General features: G+C 68.1%; 16 protein-coding genes and 1 pseudogene. 8 read left to right on the forward strand and 9 right to left on the reverse strand.

Annotated elements, in window-relative coordinates:
• Positions 1-8: 8 nt before the first annotated feature.
• The 8 genes and pseudogenes from trpS to sdhC form a co-directional block, all read right to left on the reverse strand.
• A pseudogene (gene trpS, locus L2X99_RS02555) lies at positions 9-987 on the reverse strand (tryptophan--tRNA ligase).
• A gap of 76 nt (positions 988-1,063) precedes the next feature.
• A complete protein-coding gene (locus tag L2X99_RS02560; protein WP_236125198.1) occupies positions 1,064-1,957 on the reverse strand; it encodes an exodeoxyribonuclease III in 894 nt (297 codons plus the stop codon).
• Entirely contained in the window at positions 1,855-2,667 is an 813-nt protein-coding gene (locus L2X99_RS02565; RefSeq protein ID WP_236135895.1) for a YihY/virulence factor BrkB family protein, read from the reverse strand. Before L2X99_RS02565 ends, L2X99_RS02560 begins: the two co-directional genes overlap by 103 nt.
• A complete protein-coding gene (locus L2X99_RS02570; protein WP_236135597.1) occupies positions 2,643-3,269 on the reverse strand; it encodes a YihY/virulence factor BrkB family protein in 627 nt (208 codons plus the stop codon). The genes L2X99_RS02565 and L2X99_RS02570 overlap by 25 nt, the downstream gene beginning before the upstream one ends.
• Positions 3,270-3,290: 21 nt before the next feature.
• Complete coding sequence (locus tag L2X99_RS02575; protein WP_236125197.1) at positions 3,291-4,079, reverse strand: succinate dehydrogenase iron-sulfur subunit; 789 nt, start codon at positions 4,077-4,079, stop codon at positions 3,291-3,293.
• The gene (gene sdhA / locus L2X99_RS02580) at positions 4,079-5,905 is read right to left on the reverse strand and encodes a succinate dehydrogenase flavoprotein subunit (RefSeq protein WP_236125196.1); all 1,827 of its coding nucleotides are present in this window, start codon (positions 5,903-5,905) and stop codon (positions 4,079-4,081) included. Before sdhA ends, L2X99_RS02575 begins: the two co-directional genes overlap by 1 nt.
• A 26-nt stretch (positions 5,906-5,931) precedes the next feature.
• Entirely contained in the window at positions 5,932-6,372 is a 441-nt protein-coding gene (locus L2X99_RS02585; protein WP_236125195.1) for a succinate dehydrogenase hydrophobic membrane anchor subunit, read from the reverse strand.
• Entirely contained in the window at positions 6,372-6,797 is a 426-nt protein-coding gene (gene sdhC, locus L2X99_RS02590) for a succinate dehydrogenase, cytochrome b556 subunit (protein ID WP_236125194.1), read from the reverse strand. Before sdhC ends, L2X99_RS02585 begins: the two co-directional genes overlap by 1 nt.
• Positions 6,798-6,957: 160 nt before the next feature.
• On the opposite strand from sdhC, the gene L2X99_RS02595 reads away from it, so the two are divergent.
• From L2X99_RS02595 to L2X99_RS02630, 8 genes are all read left to right on the forward strand, one after another.
• Positions 6,958-8,073, forward strand: coding sequence for a mannose-1-phosphate guanylyltransferase (locus tag L2X99_RS02595; protein ID WP_236125193.1), 1,116 nt, complete (start codon positions 6,958-6,960; stop codon positions 8,071-8,073).
• A 136-nt stretch (positions 8,074-8,209) separates the two neighbouring features.
• The gene (locus L2X99_RS02600; protein WP_236135598.1) at positions 8,210-9,331 is read left to right on the forward strand and encodes a BMP family lipoprotein; all 1,122 of its coding nucleotides are present in this window, start codon (positions 8,210-8,212) and stop codon (positions 9,329-9,331) included.
• 80 nt (positions 9,332-9,411) lie between these two features.
• The gene (locus L2X99_RS02605) at positions 9,412-10,941 is read left to right on the forward strand and encodes an ABC transporter ATP-binding protein (RefSeq protein ID WP_236135599.1); all 1,530 of its coding nucleotides are present in this window, start codon (positions 9,412-9,414) and stop codon (positions 10,939-10,941) included.
• On the forward strand, positions 10,938-12,332 hold the full coding sequence (locus L2X99_RS02610; protein WP_442923486.1) for an ABC transporter permease: 1,395 nt from the start codon (positions 10,938-10,940) through the stop codon (positions 12,330-12,332). The genes L2X99_RS02605 and L2X99_RS02610 overlap by 4 nt, the downstream gene beginning before the upstream one ends.
• Positions 12,329-13,609 (forward strand): ABC transporter permease, encoded by a 1,281-nt coding sequence (locus tag L2X99_RS02615; protein WP_236125192.1) that lies wholly within the window; start codon positions 12,329-12,331, stop codon positions 13,607-13,609. The genes L2X99_RS02610 and L2X99_RS02615 overlap by 4 nt, the downstream gene beginning before the upstream one ends.
• 14 nt (positions 13,610-13,623) lie before the next feature.
• Entirely contained in the window at positions 13,624-14,022 is a 399-nt protein-coding gene (locus L2X99_RS02620; protein ID WP_236125191.1) for a cytidine deaminase, read from the forward strand.
• On the forward strand, positions 14,019-15,314 hold the full coding sequence (locus L2X99_RS02625) for a thymidine phosphorylase (RefSeq protein ID WP_236125190.1): 1,296 nt from the start codon (positions 14,019-14,021) through the stop codon (positions 15,312-15,314). Before L2X99_RS02620 ends, L2X99_RS02625 begins: the two co-directional genes overlap by 4 nt.
• Positions 15,315-15,354: 40 nt before the next feature.
• The gene (locus L2X99_RS02630; protein ID WP_236125189.1) at positions 15,355-16,470 is read left to right on the forward strand and encodes an adenosine deaminase; all 1,116 of its coding nucleotides are present in this window, start codon (positions 15,355-15,357) and stop codon (positions 16,468-16,470) included.
• A gap of 78 nt (positions 16,471-16,548) precedes the next feature.
• Here L2X99_RS02630 and L2X99_RS02635 read toward each other — a convergent pair whose 3' ends face one another.
• Entirely contained in the window at positions 16,549-18,219 is a 1,671-nt protein-coding gene (locus L2X99_RS02635) for a chitobiase/beta-hexosaminidase C-terminal domain-containing protein (RefSeq protein ID WP_236125188.1), read from the reverse strand.
• Positions 18,220-18,302 lie beyond the last annotated feature (83 nt).

An 18,302-nucleotide genomic window follows, 5' to 3' on the forward strand; every position in this document is an offset into this window, starting at 1 on the left:
TCATCCTGTCAGACCCGTCGGAGCAGTCCGACCTTGTCGTACACATCGCTGAGCGTGGCATCCGCCACCTCATCCGCACGCGCGGCGTTCGCCGCGAGGATGCGGTCGAGTTCCGGCGGGGTCGGAGAGGAGCTCGAGCACGCGCTCGCGCACCGGGCCGAACTCGTCCACCACGACCTCGGCGAGACCCTTCTTGAAGTCGCCGTAGCCACGACCGGCGTACTCGTCCTCGATGGACTCCATCTGGCGGCCGGTGAGGGCGGCGTAGATCGTGAGCAGATTCGAGACGCCGGGCTTGTTCTCACGGTCGTAGCGCACCGAGCCGTCCGCATCGGTGACGGCGCGCATGATCTTCTTCGCCGACTTCGACGGGTCGTCCAGCAGCCACAGCACACCGGTGTCGCTCTCGGCCGACTTCGACATCTTCGAGGTCGGGTTCTGCAGGTCGTAGATCCGCGCGGTGTCCTTCTGGATGACCGCCCGGGGGATCGTGAACGCCGTGCCGAAGCGCTTGTTGAACCGCTCCGCGAGGTCGCGGGTGAGCTCCACATGCTGCTTCTGGTCGTCGCCGACCGGCACCAGCTCGCTCTGGTAGAGCAGGATGTCGGCAGCCATCAGCACCGGGTAGGTGAACAGGCCGACCGAGGTGGAGTCGGCGCCGAAGCGGGCGGACTTGTCCTTGAACTGCGTCATCCTGCCGGCCTCGCCGAAACCCGTGATGGTGGAGAGGATCCAGGCGAGCTCGGCGTGCGCGCGCACGTGGGACTGCACGTACAGCGTGGACTTCGACGGCTCGATGCCGGCGGCGATGTACTGCGCCGCGGTGCGGCGGGTCTTCTCGCGCAGTTCGGCAGGGTCTTGCGGCACCGTGATCGCGTGCAGGTCGACGACCGAGAAGAACGCGTCGTACGAGCTCTGCATGTCGCGCCACTGCAGGAGCGCCCCGATGTAGTTGCCGGCCTGGAGGGAGTCGGCGGAGGGCTGCATTCCTGAGTAGAGGCGGGGTTTCGTCACGCTATCAATCCTATGGGGCTGTCCCGAGGGCGCTGAGCCGGTCGAAGCGTCAGTACGTGTAGTCGACGACGACGGGGGCGTGGTCGCTCCAGCGCTCGGCGTAGGTCACCGCGCGGGCGACGTGGTACCCGGTGGCGCGCTCGGCGAGCGCCGGCGTGGCCAGGTGGTAGTCGATGCGCCAGCCCGCGTTGTTGTCGAACGCCTGACCGCGCATGGTCCACCACGTGTACGGTCCGTCGACCTCGCCGTGCGTCGCACGGCCGACATCGACCCAGCCCAGCCCCGTGCCGCCACCCTCCGGCGCATACGGCCGTGTGTCGCTCAGCTGCCCGACCATGCCGCGGCCGATGCCCTCCTGGCCGACCACGGGTTCGCCGGCGACCCCGAGGAAGCGGTCGAAGTAGGCCCGCTCGCGTGCCAGGAATCCGGACTTCTTGACGTTGCCCCTCCAGTTCAGGATGTCGAGGGGGCGGTGTCCCACGTTCAGGTCGCCCGTGACCAGAGCGAGTGCGCCGTCGGCGCCCAGCTGCGACATCCGCTGCTCCATCGCATCGAGGAACTTCCACTTCTCGATCTGCTTGGGGGTGTCGGCCTCGCCGGAGTGCACATAGGCGCTCACGACCGTCAGCGGCACGCTTCCGAGCACGAAGTCGGCCTCGAGCCAGCGACCCGCGGAATCGAAGTCGTCGGCGCCGAGCGCGGTGCGCGAGGCGACAGCGGGCTCCCGGCTCACGACCGCGACGCCCGCACGTCCCTTCGCCGTGGCCACGTCGTGCAGGATCGACCAGCCGGGGAACGCGGCCTCGACATGCTCGTCCTGCGCGCGCACCTCCTGGACCGTCAGGATGTCGATGCCGGCTTCGTCCAGCCAGCGGTGCATCCCGTTGCGGACGGCGGCGCGGATGCCGTTGACGTTGACGGAGGCGATACGCAGGTGTGGCATCCGTCCAGCCTAGCGACGGGGACCGACATCCCCTCCGGCGGCGGCCTGGTCGCGCTTCGGTGCGGGGAGAGCAGTCCGCGCTTCGGCGCCGGCTTCGGCGGCGCGGCCGCCTCGACCTGCGTGAGCTCCTCCTGCGCGTCGCGCAGCGCACGGTCCGCCGCCCAACGCCGGAACCAGGGCGCGCTCGCGCGCTCGTCGACCGCTGTGCGCAGTCGCACCTGTGCGGCCAGCAGCAGCGCCTGGTGCTCCTTCGCGAGCCGCTCGGCCTCGGTCTGCGGGATCAGCGCGACGTGGTTGTCGCGCGCTCCCACCGCGATCCAGGAAGCGGCGACCAGCAGCACGATGCCGATCAGCCGGAACCAGAGCAGCAGCACGATGAAGAAGATGAATGTGACCAGCAGAGTGTTCGTCGGGGTGTACCCCAGGAACAGACCGAAACCGAGCTGCAGCACGGTCGTGGCCGCGGCGCCCAGGAACGCGCCGGGGAGGATACGTCGCCAGGTGAGCTTCGTCCCGGTCAGGAACCGGAACAGCCCCGCCATCAGCGCGGTGTTCACCGCGTACAGCACCGCGACGGTGAGAAGCCACACCGCCAGCTTGAAGAGCGACGACGAACTGCTCATGCCGATCAAGCCGAACAGGAAGTCCAGGGAGACCGTTCCGACGGTGCCCAGTGCGGTGCCGATCAGCAGACCAGCACCGAATGTGATCGCCGCAAGGAGATCGAGGGACTTGAGGAGGAAGTAGCTGCGTTTGTCCGGGGGATCCCGAACACGCCGCGGACGGCGCGGCGAGCGAAGGAGATCGCGCCGATCGCCGTCCAGATCAGGGTGCCGAGGGCGATCGCACCGGTGATGCTCAGCGTGCCGGTGGAGTTGTTCGCGATCTGGGTGACGTCATCGACCGTGGCGAGGCCGTTGTCGCTGATCAGGTTGGGGACGTAGTGGTTGATGACGGCGACGAGTTCCGCGACCGCATTCGAGCTGTTGCCCAGCCACAGGCCCGCCAGGGCGAAGACCACGTACACAGCCGCGAACGTCGCGAACAGCGTCTGGTAACTGATGCCCGCGGCGAGCAGGAAGCCCTCGTGCTGCAGGAAGTTGCGCCACACCCGGACGGGGAACCACGCCAGCGTGCGCTGCGTGATCTCCGTGGCGCGCGAGATCGGCTCGTCGAACCGCTCTCGCAGACTCTCCTGGGTGGACTCCCAGCGCGCGCGCAGATGCTGTTCCTCGCGGACCGCGCGCGCCGCAGCGCCGCGTTTCGCGCGGGCGCTCGGCGCGGGCGTGCTGTCGGCCTCCGAGTCGGTCACGATCTCAGAGTAGCGAGCGGATCAGCGTCCGCCGCGCAGCACCGCCTGCTTGACCTCGGCGATGGCCTTCGTGACCTCGATGCCGCGGGGGCACGCCTCGGTGCAGTTGAAGGTGGTGCGGCAGCGCCACACTCCCTCTTTGTCGTTGAGGATGTCGAGGCGCACGTCGGCGTTGTCGTCGCGCGAGTCGAAGATGAAGCGGTGCGCGTTCACGATCGCCGCCGGGCCGAAGTACTGTCCGTCGGTCCAGAACACCGGGCACGACGAGGTGCACGCCGCGCACAGGATGCACTTGGTGGTGTCGTCGAAGATCGCGCGGTCGGCGATGGACTGGATGCGCTCCTTGCCCTTCTCGGGCGTGGAGTTCGCGACCAGGAACGGCTGCACCTCGCGGTAGGAGGCGAAGAACGGCTCCATGTCGACGATGAGGTCCTTCTCGAGCGGCAGGCCCTTGATCGCCTCGACGTAGATCGGCTTCGAGATGTCGAGGTCCTTGATCAGCGTCTTGCAGGCCAGGCGGTTGCGTCCGTTGATGCGCATCGCGTCGGAGCCGCAGATGCCGTGCGCGCAGGAGCGGCGGAAGCTCAATGAGCCGTCCACCTCCCACTTGATCTTGTGCAGAGCGTCCAGCACGCGGTCGGTCGCGTACAGCTCGACGTCGTAGTCCACCCAGTGCGGCTCGGCATCGGTCTCGGGGTTGAAGCGACGGATGATGAAGGTGACGAGGAACGACTGCACGCCGCTGTCCGCGGCTGCGTCCACGGCCTCGGCCGCGGCGTCGAGCTCAGGTGCCACGAGAGCGTCGGACATCAGTACTTCCTCTCCATCGGCGGGTAGTTGAACTCGCCCTTGTCGTTCTTCGTGAAGACGACGGGCTTCCAGTCCAGCCTGATGTGGTCGGCAGGAGTCGACGAGTGCGGGTCGCCGGTCAGGTAGGCCATCGTGTGCTTCAGGTAGTTCTCGTCGTCGCGCTTCGGGAAGTCGTCGCGCATGTGACCGCCACGGCTCTCCTCGCGGTTCTGCGCCGCGTAGACGACCACCTCGGCGATGTCGAGCAGGAAGCCCAGCTCGACGGCCTCGAGCAGGTCGGTGTTGAACCGCCGGCCCTTGTCGTCGACGTGCACGTTCCGGTAGCGCTCGCGCAGCTCCTTGATGACGCCGAGCACGTGCTCCAGCGACTCGTGGGTGCGGAACACCTGTGCACCCTTGTCCATCTCGTCCTGCAGCTTCTTGCGCAGCACGGCGATCCGCTCGGTGCCGGCGTTGTTGCGCAGGCCCTCGATCATGTCGCGCACGCCGTCGACCGCGTCATCCGGCAGCGGGACGAACTCCGCGGTCTTGACGTACTCGACCGCGTTGCGGCCGGCGCGCTTGCCGAACACGTTGATGTCGAGCAGAGAGTTGGTGCCCAGACGGTTCGAACCGTGCACCGACACGCACGCGCACTCGCCGGCGGCGTACAGGCCGGGGACGGTCTCGGTGTTGCTCTGCAGCACCTCGGCGTCGTTGTTGGTCGGGATACCGCCCATGGCGTAGTGCGCGGTCGGCATGACGGGCACCGGTTCGACGACGGGGTCGACGCCCAGGTAGGTGCGCGCGAACTCGGTGATGTCGGGAAGCTTGGTCTCGAGCACCTCGGCGCCCAGGTGCGTGCAGTCCAGCAGCACGTAGTCCTTGTGCGGACCGGCGCCGCGGCCCTCCGCGACCTCCTGCACCATGCTGCGGGCGACGATGTCGCGCGGGGCGAGGTCCTTGATGGTGGGGGCGTAGCGCTCCATGAAGCGCTCGCCGGAGGCGTTGCGCAGGATCGCGCCCTCGCCGCGGGCGCCCTCGGTGAGGAGGATGCCGAGACCGGCGAGGCCGGTCGGGTGGAACTGGAAGAACTCGAGGTCCTCCAGCGGCAGGCCCTTGCGCCACACGATGCCGACGCCGTCACCGGTGAGGGTGTGCGCGTTCGACGTGGTCTTGAAGATCTTGCCGAATCCGCCGGTCGCGAAGATCACGGCCTTGGACTGGAAGACGTGCAGCTCGCCCGTGGCCAGGTCGTAGGCGACGACACCGGCGATCTGCGTGCTGCCGTCGGCATCCTTCACGGTGACGAGGTCGAGCACGTAGAACTCGTTGAAGAAGTTGATGCCGAGCTTGACGCAGTTCTGGAACAGCGTCTGCAGGATCATGTGACCCGTGCGGTCCGCGGCGTAGCAGGCGCGACGCACCGGCGACTTGCCGTGCTCGCGGGTGTGACCGCCGAACCGGCGCTGGTCGATCTTGCCCTCGGGGGTGCGGTTGAACGGCAGACCCATGTTCTCGAGGTCGATGACGGCGTCGATCGCCTCCTTGGCGAGGATCTCGGCCGCGTCCTGGTCGACCAGGTAGTCACCGCCCTTGACGGTGTCGTAGGTGTGCCACTCCCAGTTGTCGTCCTCGACGTTGGCGAGCGCGGCCGCCATGCCGCCCTGAGCCGCGCCGGTGTGCGAACGGGTCGGGTACAGCTTGGAGATGACGGCGGTCTTCGCGCCGGGGCCGGCCTCGATGGCCGCCCGCATCCCGGCGCCTCCGGCGCCCACGATGACGATGTCGAACTGGTGGTAGTGCACGCCGTCGCGGACGACGGAATCCTGGGTCTGCGCAGTCACTCGTATGCCTATCTCTTACGCTCTGATCAGTTGCCGACGGCCTGGCAGGTCTCCCACATGGCGCCGTCCTCGAGCACGCCGTTGCAGGGGTCGAAGGTGAACACCACGAGGGTGCCCAGCACGATCAGCAGGGCGGCGGCGAGGCCGATCGCCCAGACGAGCGCCTTGCGCGCACCCTCGTGCGTCACATAGTCGTTCACGATCGTGCGCATGCCGTTGCCACCGTGGATCAGGGCGAGCCAGAGCATCAGCACGTCCCACCACTGCCAGAACGGCGTGGCGTACTTGCCGGCGACGAACCCGAAGTCGACCGCGTGGATGCCGCCGTCGAGCATCAGGTTGACGAACAGGTGCCCGAAGATCAGCACGATCAGGATGACGCCGGAGAAGCGCATGAACAGCCATGCCCACTTCTCCACGTTGAGGCCGCGCCCGCGGCGGGCCGGAGCGGTTGCCGTGGCGGTCATCAGTTGCCCCCTCCGAACGCGAACATCAGATGCCGCGGGATGAACCCGGCCATCAGCACGACCCAGACGCCCAGGACGCACCAGAACATCTGGCGCTGGTAGCGGGCGCCCTTCGACCAGAAGTCGATCAGGATGATCCGCAGACCGTTCATGGCGTGGAACACGATGCCCGCCACGAGGACGACCTCGCCGACGGCCATGATCGGGTTCTTGTAGGTGCCGATCACCGCGTCGTAGGCCTCGGGCGAGACGCGGATCAGCGACGTGTCGAGCACGTGCACCAGGAGGAAGAAGAAGATGGCGACTCCGGTGATGCGGTGAAGCACCCAGGACCACATTCCTTCGCGTCCCCGGTAGAGGGTTCCGCGCGGGGTCTTGGATGTCGTCTCCGAAATCGACGGTGTCAAGCGAGTGCTTGCGGACACGGTCGTCCTCCCTGATCGATCCTGATCGATGTGACTCGGGCGCGCCACGGCGGGCACGCGTGATCGCCTCCATCCTATTCCTGTTCGTTCGCTGGGAGCGAGCAAGGCAGACCTAACTATCTTGATATCGAGATTTCTTCGTCCCGGTACCCTGAAGGGCATGAGAGAGCCCATCGAGGACTTCTACGCGGTGATCCCGGCCGGCGGCATCGGCAGCAGGCTGTGGCCGCTGTCGCGTGCGGACGCCCCGAAGTTCCTGCACGACCTGACCGGATCGGGCCACTCCCTGCTGCGCGACACCTGGGACCGGCTGGAGCCGCTCGCCGGCCCCGACCGGATCGCCGTGGTCACCGGCCGGGCGCACCGCGCGGCCGTCGAGGAGCAGCTGCCCGGCATCCCTGACGAGAACGTCTTCCTGGAGTCCGAGCCCCGCGAGTCGGCAGCGGCGATCGGCCTGGCGGCCGCCATCCTGCACCGGCGGGACCCGGACGTGATCATCGGATCGTTCAGCGCGGATCACGTGATCCGCGGATCGCGGGTGTTCGAGTTCGCCGTGCGGGATGCCGTCGAGGTGGCGCGCGAGGGCTACATCTGCACGATCGGCATCTCGCCGACCGAGCCCGCGGTGGGCTTCGGCTACATCAAGCGCGGCGCCGAGCTGGTCGTCGAGGGCGCTCGCGAGGCCGCGCTGGTGGCACGGTTCGTCGAGAAGCCCGATCTCGAGACAGCGAAGAGCTATCTCGCCGAGCGCACGTACCTGTGGAACGCGGGCATGTTCATCGCGAAGGCGAGTGTGCTGCTCGAGGAGCTCGCCCTGAACGAGCCCGAGCTGCACGACGGTCTGCGCGAACTCGCCGAGGCGTGGGACGACCGCGAGCGGCGCGGACCCGCAGTCGACCGCATCTGGCCGCGGCTGAAGAAGATCGCGATCGACTACGCCGTCGCGGAGCCCGCCGCCGACCGCGGACGCCTCGCGGTCGTGCCCGGTCATTTCGACTGGGACGACGTCGGGGACTTCGCCTCGCTCACGAAGCTCATCACGAACGGCCGCAAGAACGATCTCGCCGTGCTGGGGCCGAAGGCCCGCGTGCTCAGCGACGCGGCCAGCGGCATCCTGGTCAGCCAGACCTCGAGGGTGATCAGCCTCGTCGGCGTGCAGGACATCGTCGTCGTGGACACCCCGGACGCCCTGCTGGTCACGACCGTGGAGCACGCGCAGCGCGTGAAGGGCGTGGTGGAGTCGCTGAAGCTCACCGGCCGCGGTGACGTGCTGTAGTGGGCCGCGTCCAACGGATGCGGGCGCGCATCATCTCAGATTTGTAACCTTTCGCCACCCGATACCGGCGCGCCTCCGAAACAGTAGGTAACTTTGATCGATCCGCGATGGCCGCGGATCTTCCCGGGAGGCTCGAGTGACCATCTCCACCACCAAGAAGCTCATCGGCGCTACCCTCGCCGCGGGCGTCGTCTTCGCACTCGCCGGCTGCGGCCAGGCGCCGGAGGCATCCGACAGCGGCGACGCGTCGAAGCCGGTCGACAGCAACTTCAAGCCCTGCATCGTCTCCGATGACGGCGGCTGGAACGACCGCTCGTTCAACCAGTCCGCCAAGGAGGGCCTGGACAAGGCCACCAAGGAGCTCGGTGTCAAGTCCGTCGAGCTGCAGTCCGACTCGGCCGACCAGTACGGTCCGAACCTCGAGCAGCTCGTCAGCCAGGGCTGCACCTTCATCGTCACCGTCGGCTTCAACCTCTCGGCGGACACGATCAAGTCCGCCACGGCGAACCCCGACATCAACTACGCGATCATCGACGACAGCGCCGACGCCGACGGCGACGGCAAGCCGGACTCCGACAACATCAAGCCCCTGCTGTTCGACACGGTGCAGGCCGCGTACCTGGGCGGCTATGCCGCGGCATCCTGGTCGCACGAGGCCGGGGTCGACAAGGTCGGCACCTTCGGCGGCCTGCAGATCCCGCCGGTGACGATCTTCATGGACGGCTTCGTCCAGGGCGTCGCGAAGTTCAACGAGGACAAGGGCGCCGACGTGAAGTCGGTGGGCTGGAACGTCGACACCCAGAAGGGCTCGATGACCGGCGGCTTCGCGGCCAACGACACCGCCAAGCAGACCGCCCAGTCGATCCTCGATCAGGGCGTCGACGTGCTGCTGCCGGTCGGCGGCCCGATCTACCAGTCGGCCGCTGCGGCGATCAACGCGCAGAACAAGGGCACGGTCATGATGGGCGTCGACTCCGACCTGGCCGTCTCCGACACGTCCGTCGCCGACATCACCCTGGTCTCGATCCAGAAGAAGATCAACGAGGCGGTGTACTCGGCGGTCATGGAGGCCTCCAAGGACAAGTTCGACACCACGCCGTACATCGGCACGCTGGAGAACGGCGGCGTCGGCCTGTCGAGCTTCCACGACTTCGAGTCGAAGCTGCCGGCCGGCCTGGCCGACGAGCTGAAGGCGCTCCAGGACAAGATCGTCTCGGGCGACATCAAGGTCACCTCGGTCTCTTCGCCGAAGGCCTGACAACCGGCATGATGCGGTCGGACGGGAGAACCGTCCGGCCGCATCTGTCGTGCCACGCAAGTCCTGGGTAGGGTGCACATATGAAGCTCGAGCTCCGCGGAATCACGAAGCGATTCGGCAGTCTCGTCGCCAACGACCACATCGATCTGGTGGTCCAGCCGGGGGAGATCCATGCGCTCCTCGGCGAGAACGGCGCGGGCAAGTCCACGTTGATGAACGTCCTGTACGGCCTGTATCAGCCGGATGAAGGGGAGATCCTCCTCGACGACGTCGTCCAGCACTTCGCCGGTCCCGGCGACGCGATGGCGGCGGGCATCGGCATGGTGCATCAGCACTTCATGCTGATCCCCGTGTTCACGGTCGCCGAGAACGTCATGCTCGGTCACGAGCTGACCAAGCGCGCCGGAAAGGTCGACACCGGCGTGCTGAACATCGCTGACGCCCGGCAGCACGTCCGCGACGTCGCGGCGCGCTTCGGCTTCGACATCGATCCGGATGCCGTCGTCGAGGACCTTCCGGTCGGCGTGCAGCAGCGCGTCGAGATCATCAAGGCGCTCGCCAGGGACGCGAAGGTGCTCGTGTTCGACGAGCCCACCGCCGTGCTGACGCCGCAGGAGACCGATGAGCTGATGGGCATCATGCGTCAGCTGCGCGACGAGGGCGCTGCGATCGTGTTCATCACCCACAAGCTGCGCGAGGTCCGCGAGGTCGCGGACCGCATCACGATCGTTCGCCTCGGGAAGATCGTCGGCGATGCTTCGCCGACGGCGTCGAACACCGAACTCGCCTCGATGATGGTGGGACGTGCCGTCGAGCTGACGGTGCAGAAGGACCCGCCGCAGGTGCGCGAGGGTGCCGGTCTGCAGGTGCGCGATCTCGCAGTCGCGCTGCCCACCGGTCAGCTCGTCGTCGACAACGTCAGCTTCGACGTGCGACCGGGAGAGGTGCTCGCGATCGCGGGCGTGCAGGGCAACGGGCAGACCGAGCTGGTCGAGGCGCTCGTCGGGATGCAGACCAAGGGCGTCACCGGCTCAGCCACTCTGAACGGCACGGAGATGCTCGGGCGCTCCGTGCGCGGCGTGCTCGACCAGGGTGTCGGCTTCGTCCCCGAGGATCGCTCGGTGGACGGTCTCGTCGGCACATTCAGCGTCGCGGAGAACCTGATGCTCGATCGCTCCTCGGCGCCGGAGTTCGTCACGGCGGGAACGATCAGTCGCTCCCGACTGGACACGTTCGCGCGGGATCGGATCAAGGAGTACGACATCCGCACTCAGGGGCCGCAGGCTCCGGCCGGCGCCCTGTCCGGCGGCAACCAGCAGAAGGTGGTCATCGCGCGCGAGCTCAGCCGCGACCTGACCCTGCTGATCGCCTCCCAGCCCACCCGCGGTGTCGACGTCGGCTCGATCGAGTTCATCCACAAGCGGATCATCGAGACCCGCGACTCCGGCGTTCCGGTGGTCGTCGTCTCCACCGAACTCGACGAGGTCGCCGCACTCGCCGACAAGATCGCGGTGATGTACCGCGGTCACATCATGGACATCGTTCCGGCGTCGACCCCGCGCGACGTTCTCGGACTCCTGATGGCCGGAGAGAAGGACGCAGCAGCATGAGCGACGAGTACCCCCGCCGGTCGGAAGGCATCCCGTCCGGCCCCAACGCCGCCTCTGAGGCCGTCGCCGCGAACAAGAACGTCACCGGCGGCGTCGCCGACGCGTCCGTGGCGCAGATGGCGCAGCCCGGTCCGGGCGAGCGCCCGCAGCCGCCGGAGTCGCGCTCCGCCGTCTTCATGCGCGAGCTGCTCCGCGGCAGCGTCGTCACGACGATCCTCGCGATCGTCGCGGCGTTCATCATCGGCGGCGTTCTGATCGCGGTCACCGATCCCGCCGTGCAGCAGGCGGCCGGCTACTTCTTCTCCCGCCCGGGCGACACCTTCGTCGCGATCTGGCAGGCCGTCGCAGGCGGGTACAGCGCGCTGTTCCAGGGCTCGATCGTCAACTTCCAGGCGACCAGCTTCGTCGGGTTCATCCGGCCGCTGACGAACACGGCGATGTTCGCCGCACCCCTGATCATGGCCGGCCTCGGCGTCGGCCTCGCCTTCCGTGTCGGTCTGTTCAACATCGGCGGCCAGGGACAGATCCTCATCGCGGGCCTGTTCGTCGGCTTCCTGTCGTACCAGATGCCTTTCGACATGCCGATGTGGCTGCACATCCCGTATTCGATCATCGTGGGCATGCTCGGCGGGGCGATCTGGGCGGGCATCGCGGGTCTGCTGAAGGCGCGCACCGGTGCGCACGAGGTGATCCTCACGATCATGCTCAACTGGATCGCGCTGTACCTCGTGGGCTATCTGGTGCGCACACCGGGCCTGCAGAAGCCCGGATCGAACCAGTCGCAGTCCGTGCCGACGCCCGAGTCGGCGCAGTTCCCGCCGCTGTTCGGCCCGCAGTTCCCCGGGCTGACCGTGGGCTTCCTGCTCGCGATCGTGCTCGCGATCGCGGTCTGGTGGCTGATGGACCGCTCCGGTCTCGGATTCCGGATGCGGGCCGTCGGTGAGAACCCGTACGCCGCGCGCGCCGCGGGCATCAGCGTCGAGCGGATGTACGTCTACGCGATGGTCTTCGCCGGAGCGCTCGCCGGAGCCGCCGGTGTGAACCAGCTCAGCACGTCCACGGTCGGCGGCTTCAACAACGGCTTCGACGCGGGCATCGGCTTCGACGCGATCACCGTCGCGCTGCTGGGCCGCAGCCGCGCCGGCGGAGTGTTCGCCGCCGGGCTCCTGTTCGGTGCGCTCAAGGCCGGATCGTTCGCGATGGCCGGTCAGGGCATCCCGAAGGAGATCGTGGTCGTCGTGCAGTCGATCATCGTGCTGTTCATCGCGGCGCCCCCGTTGGTGCGCACGATCTTCTTCCTGCCCAAGAGCGAGGCCGAGCGCGCCGCGAAGGCGAAGGCGAAGGCCGAGAAGAAGGCCGCCCGCGCGGCCGCGAAGGAGGTGGCGGCATGACCGCGATCGCCGAGGCACCGGTGGCCACCCGTTCCGTACTGCCACCCATCGCCAAGAAGCTGCCGATCACGCTGAGCATCGCCACCGTGCTGCTCGGAGCGCTCTTCCTGCTCGTCCCTCGGCACGGCACCGCGGTGTTCCGGCTGGACAACGGCACCACCGCGCTGAAGATCCCGGACTGGAGCGTCTCGGCCGATGTGGTGATCGTGGTCGTGTCGATCATCCTCGTGCTGCTGACCGCGTGGTCCTGGTTCGCCGCCCTGCGCCGCATCAATGCCGGCAGGTGGGTTGCGATCGTGTTCGCGGTGCTCGCCGTGTTCGCCTTCGTCACCTGGGCCGCGGCCGATGCGAACGGCCAGGTGCCGGTCGTCAACATGCTCTACGGCTCGATCTCGCTGGCGGTGCCGCTGGCGTTCGGTGCGCTCGGCGGTGTGATCGGCGAGCGCGCGGGTGTCGTCAACGTCGCGATCGAGGGCCAGCTGCTCCTGGGTGCGTTCCTCGGCGCCGTGTTCGGCACACTTGCGCACAACCCGTTCTTCGGCCTGCTCGGCTCGATGATCGGCGGAATGCTCGTGGCCTTCGTGCTCGCGGCGTTCGCCATCAAGTACCTGGTCGAGCAGGTCATCGTCGGCGTCGTGCTGAACGTGCTGGTGGCCGGCCTGACCGCGTTCCTGTTCACGATCCTGCTGGTGCCGAACTCCGACACGCTCAACAACACCCCGCAGTTCACACGGATCAAGATCCCGCTGATCAGCGAGATCCCTGTGCTCGGACCGGTGCTGTTCAACCAGAACCTGATCGTCTACCTGCTCTACGTCACCGTGCCGGTCGTGGCCTTCGGCCTGTATCGCACCCGCTGGGGTCTGCGGGTGCGTGCCGTCGGCGAGTACCCCCGCGCTGCGGACACCGTCGGCATCAAGGTCAACCCGACCCGGTTCTGGAACGTCATGCTGGCAGGCGCGCTGGCGGGAGTCGGCGGCGCGTACTACACACTCGTCTCGGTGCCGCACTTCAACCGCGACATGACCAACGGTGCGGGCTTCATCGCTCTGGCCGCGGTGATCTTCGGCCGCTGGGATCCGGTGCGCGCGACGCTGGCCGCACTGCTGTTCGGCTTCGCGACCAACCTGCAGAACACCTTCAGCGCGATCGGCACGCCTGTGCCCGGCGAGTTCCTGCTCATGCTGCCCTACGTGGTCACGCTGATCGCCGTGGTCGGCTTCGTCGGGCAGATCAAGGCGCCTGCCGCTGACGGCAAGCCGTACATCAAGTCGTAGGAGGACGGAACGAGATGACCGACATCGACTGGGACGAGCTCCGCCAGGTCGCCACCGAGGCGACGGCGCACGCGTATGTGCCGTACTCCCGATACCGGGTGGGGGCGGCGGCGCTCGTCGACGACGGCCGGATCGTCGCCGGCTGCAACGTCGAGAACGCCTCGTACGGGGTGACGCTGTGCGCGGAGTGCGCGATGGTGGGTGATCTGCACATGTCCGGCGGCGGCAAGCTCGTCGCGTTCGTCTGCGTGAACGGCGAGGGCAAGACGATCATGCCGTGCGGCCGGTGCCGTCAGCTGCTGTTCGAGCACGCCACCCCCGGAATGCTGCTCGAGACGGTCTCGGGCATCCGAACGATCGACGAGGTGCTGCCGGACGCGTTCGGTCCGAGAGACCTGGAGGACGCCCGATGAGCGCTGTGGAGCCGTTCGACGCCGTCGACGTCATCCGCGCGAAGCGCGACGGCGGCGCGGTCCCCGAGGACGCACTGCGCTGGATGGTGGACGCCTACACCCGCGGCTACGTCTCCGATGCGCAGATGGCCTCGTTCGCGATGGCCGTGTTCCAGCGCGGCATGGAGCGTGACGAGATCCGGGTGCTCACCGACGCGATGATCGCGACGGGGGAGCGGATGAGCTTCGCCTCGCTCGGCAAGCGCACTGTCGACAAGCACTCCACCGGCGGTGTGGGCGACAAGATCACGCTGCCGCTCGCCCCGCTGGTCGCGGTGTTCGGCGTGGCGGTGCCTCAGCTCTCGGGTCGCGGCCTCGGCCACACCGGCGGCACGCTGGACAAGCTCGAGTCGATCCCCGGGTGGCGCGCGGCGCTCTCTAACGAGGAGATGTTCGCGCAGATGAAGTCCGACGTCGGCGCGGTGATCTGTGCCGCGGGCTCGGGGCTGGCTCCCGCGGACAAGAAGCTGTACGCGCTGCGCGACGTCACCGGCACGGTGGAGGCGATCCCGCTGATCGCGTCCAGCATCATGTCGAAGAAGATCGCGGAGGGCACCGACGCACTCGTGCTGGACGTGAAGTTCGGCTCCGGCGCGTTCATGCAGGACATCGACCGTGCCCGCGAACTGGCGCGCACGATGGTCGCGCTCGGCACCGACTCCGGTGTCGCCACGACCGCGCTGCTCACCGACATGAACGTGCCCCTCGGCCGCGCCATCGGCAACGCCAACGAGGTGCGCGAATCGGTCGAGGTGCTCGCCGGAGCCGGCCCGGCCGACATCCGCGAGCTCACCGTCGCGCTGGCGCGCGAGATGCTCGCACTGGCCGGACAGCCGGACGCCGACGTCGAGGCGGCCCTGGACGACGGCCGTGCGATGGATCAGTGGAACGCCATGATCCGCGCGCAGGACGGCGACCCGGATGCTGCGCTGCCGACCGCCCGCGAGACGCATGTCGTCACGGCGTCCCAGTCCGGCGTCGTGACGCGCATGGAGGCGCTGCCCTTCGGCATCGCCGCCTGGCGCCTCGGTGCGGGGAGGGCCCGTGCTGAGGACCCGGTCATCCACGCGGCCGGCATCGATCTGCACGTCAAGCCCGGCGAGGCTGTGGCCGCCGGACAGCCGGTGTTCACGCTCTCGGCGGAGGATCCGGCGCGGTTCGCCCGTGCCCTGGAGGCGCTGGAGGGTGCCTGGGAGGTCGGCGCCGAGGCCCCGGCGTCCGGCCCGCTGGTGCGCGAGCGCATCACCGCCTGAACCCACGTCTCTCTGAACTGAACGCACACCTGGAGGACCGATGACCATCGACCAGAACGGCGACGTCCGCGTGCAGGGCGCCTCGCTGCGCGGCCTGCCCAAGGTTTCGCTGCACGACCACCTCGACGGCGGTGTGCGTCCGGAGACGATCCTCGAGCTGGCGGATGCGCACGGCGTGAACACTCCCGCATCGGATCCCGCCGCTCTGCGTCGCTGGATCGCCAAGCAGAGTGACTCCGGCTCGCTGCCGAAGTACCTCGAGACGTTCTCGCTGACCACCGCGGTGATGCAGAGCGCCGATGCGCTGGCGCGCGTGGCGCGCGAGTTCGTCGCCGACCTGGCGGCCGACGGCGTGATCTACGGGGAGGTGCGCTGGGCGCCGGAGCAGCATCTGGCCGGCGGCCTGTCCCTGAGCGACGCGGTCGACGCCGTGCAGCGCGGCATTGAGGAGGGCGAGGACGAGGCGGATGCCGCAGGCCGCAGCATCCGCGTCAGCCAGATCCTGTCTGCGATGCGCCACGATGACCGCACTCGCGAGATCGCCGAGCTCGCGGTGTCGTACCGGGGTCGCGGCGTGGTCGGGTTCGACATCGCCGGCCCGGAGGACGGCTTCCTGCCGGCCGCGCACCGTGAGGCCTTCGACTACCTGGCCGGGGAGTTCTTCCCGGTGACCGTGCACGCCGGCGAAGCGGCAGGTCCGGCATCCATCCGGTCCGCGCTGCTGGATGGGCGCGCACTGCGTCTCGGGCACGGCGTTCGGATCGCCGAGGACCTGCAGATCATCGACCACGAGGGCGACGAGGTGCAGGTGCAGTTCGGCGACCTCGCGCGCTGGGTGCGCGATCGGGAGATCCCGCTCGAGCTGTCGCCGTCGTCGAACCTGCAGACCGGTGCCTCCGCGCTGTGGGGCGACGACCTCACCGATCACCCATTCGACCTGCTCTACCAGCTGGGCTTCGCGGTGACGGTGAACACCGACAACCGCACCATGAGCGGCACCTCGCTGACCCGGGAACTGGCTCTCCTGGTGGACGCGTTCGGGTACGACCTGGAGGACCTGGAGACGTTCCAGTTCAACGCCGCCTCGGCCGCGTTCCTCCCTGTCGAGGAGCGCGAGGAGCTCGTTGAGATCATCGCGGAGGGCTTCGAGCGGTAGGGGCGAACACCACCTCCGCCCGGTCGCGCACGGCCCCGGTGACGCTTCGGTCACAGGGGCCGGGCGCTGTGGATGCGCTCAGTCGTCCTGACCGGCGACGAACCTGACCGTCTTCGTCTCCGAGCGGTTGCCGTACATGTCGACAGCTGTCACGTCGGCGATGTACTCGGCGCCCTTCGTGAGCGTCAGCAGCGGGGCATCCGCCTGCCGCCCGTTGCGGATCGCGAGGGGGATGTCGAGGATGCTCGGCCGAGGGGCCATCTGGAAGTCGGCGAGCACCTTGGCGCCGGCGCGGATCGGCAGGGCCGCTGCACCGGTGGCGGCGTCGCGCACGCGCACGTCGTAGCCGTAGACCGACTCGTCGTCGGTCGCGGCGGTGACGCGCAGCACATCGCGGCCGCCCGCGTTCACCACGTGCTTCGGCTTCCGCGTGAGCACGGGCGCCACGGTGTCGCGGGCGGCGGCGGTGTAGGCGAAGTTCGCACGCACCTCGTCGGCGGTGTCGCCCTCGAGGCGCACCGTCCAAGTGGGGCCGGCGAGCGTGCCGGCGCTGATGAACGGGAAGGCGGACTGGTACGTGCCCCATTTCCCGTTCGTGTACGTGCGCTCGTTCTCGGCGGCGAAGTCGATGCGCTCGATCTCGGTGCGGTCGCCGTAGACCTCGACGTGCAGTGCCTGCGCTGTGGGGATGGTGTACTCGTCCCACAGCGCGTCGCCGTAGATCTGATAGGCGTCGTGCGGGGTCTCGGTGTACGACATCGAGCCGTCGTTGACCGCGGTGAACGTGCCCTGCCAGACCGAGCGCTCGTCGTTCAGGTTCAGGTGCGAGTGACCCGAGAAGTACACGACCTGCGGGTGCCCTGCGAGGTCGGCGGTGAGCGCGGAGTTCGACGACTGGGCGCCGTCGTGCACGGTGCCCGCGGTGGGGCGGTGCCCGATGACGAAGACCGGCTTGCGGAGCGCGTCCGGGCGCGCCGACAACTCGGTGAGGCGAGTCCGCAGCCACTCACGCTGTGCGCCCGAGTACCGCTCGGTGTCGATCACGAGGAAGGTGTGGTCGCCGATGGTGCGCTCGTAATACCCGCCGGTGGAATTGGGGAACCACTCGCCGTAGTACTGCGCCATGTCGGCGTTGCCCACATCGTGGTTGCCGTGCGACATGAGCACCGGGGTGTCCTCGATGCCGAGACGGGTCATGTTCTCGTCGAAGATCGTCTTCACGACCCGGTGGTCGGGTGCCGTGTTGCCGTAGTTGTCGTTGATCTGGTCGCCGTTGGAGACGATCAGGTCGGGATCGGGGTCGATCGCCGCGAGCGTGTCGAAATGGCTCGCCCAGATTCCGCGGTTCTTGTCGCTGAGTGACGAGGTGTGCACGTCGCTCATCACGAAGAACGACAGCAGCGGCTTCTCCTCGCTCTTGACGATGTATCCCTCGATCTCAGCGGGCGAGACGCGGTCGCCCCGGAGCGTGACGGCGGCGAGATCGGTCGTCTCGTCGATGACGATCGGCGTCCTGTACAGCGGGCTCTGGCGGGTGGGTGTCGATCCATCGAGCGTGTACCGGATCTGCGTTCCGGCCGGGGCAGTGAGTTCGACGGTGGTGGGTCCGGTGAACCGGCCGCCGTGCTGGCTGAACACGGGCGCCGGCAGGTCTTCGGCGGTACCGGCGACGCTCGCATCGGCGGCGGGCAGGGCCACGGCCGTGGCGACGGCGGCCAGGGCGCACGCCCCGGCGATCTTTCGCTTCATCACTTCTCTCCAAGTTGTCTATCTATGTAGCCCGAGAATGGGCGTGATAGGCACACTCGGCATCCGACGGGACCGAGCAGGGA

It is taken from the genome of Microbacterium sp. KUDC0406 (assembly GCF_021582875.1).
Lineage (GTDB): Bacteria > Actinomycetota > Actinomycetes > Actinomycetales > Microbacteriaceae > Microbacterium.

Bases quoted from the DNA above. Each gene is read 5' to 3' on its own strand.
- L2X99_RS02560 (WP_236125198.1), bottom strand. From the start codon at position 1,957: ATGCCACACCTGCGTATCGCCTCCGTCAACGTCAACGGCATCCGCGCC.
- L2X99_RS02575 (WP_236125197.1), bottom strand. From the start codon at position 4,079: ATGTCCGACGCTCTCGTGGCACCTGAGCTCGACGCCGCGGCCGAGGCC.
- L2X99_RS02585 (WP_236125195.1), bottom strand. From the start codon at position 6,372: ATGACCGCCACGGCAACCGCTCCGGCCCGCCGCGGGCGCGGCCTCAAC.
- L2X99_RS02595 (WP_236125193.1), top strand. From the start codon at position 6,958: ATGAGAGAGCCCATCGAGGACTTCTACGCGGTGATCCCGGCCGGCGGC.
- L2X99_RS02605 (WP_236135599.1), top strand. From the start codon at position 9,412: ATGAAGCTCGAGCTCCGCGGAATCACGAAGCGATTCGGCAGTCTCGTC.
- L2X99_RS02610 (WP_442923486.1), top strand. From the start codon at position 10,938: ATGAGCGACGAGTACCCCCGCCGGTCGGAAGGCATCCCGTCCGGCCCC.
- L2X99_RS02615 (WP_236125192.1), top strand. From the start codon at position 12,329: ATGACCGCGATCGCCGAGGCACCGGTGGCCACCCGTTCCGTACTGCCA.
- L2X99_RS02620 (WP_236125191.1), top strand. From the start codon at position 13,624: ATGACCGACATCGACTGGGACGAGCTCCGCCAGGTCGCCACCGAGGCG.
- L2X99_RS02625 (WP_236125190.1), top strand. From the start codon at position 14,019: ATGAGCGCTGTGGAGCCGTTCGACGCCGTCGACGTCATCCGCGCGAAG.
- L2X99_RS02630 (WP_236125189.1), top strand. From the start codon at position 15,355: ATGACCATCGACCAGAACGGCGACGTCCGCGTGCAGGGCGCCTCGCTG.
- L2X99_RS02635 (WP_236125188.1), bottom strand. From the start codon at position 18,219: ATGAAGCGAAAGATCGCCGGGGCGTGCGCCCTGGCCGCCGTCGCCACG.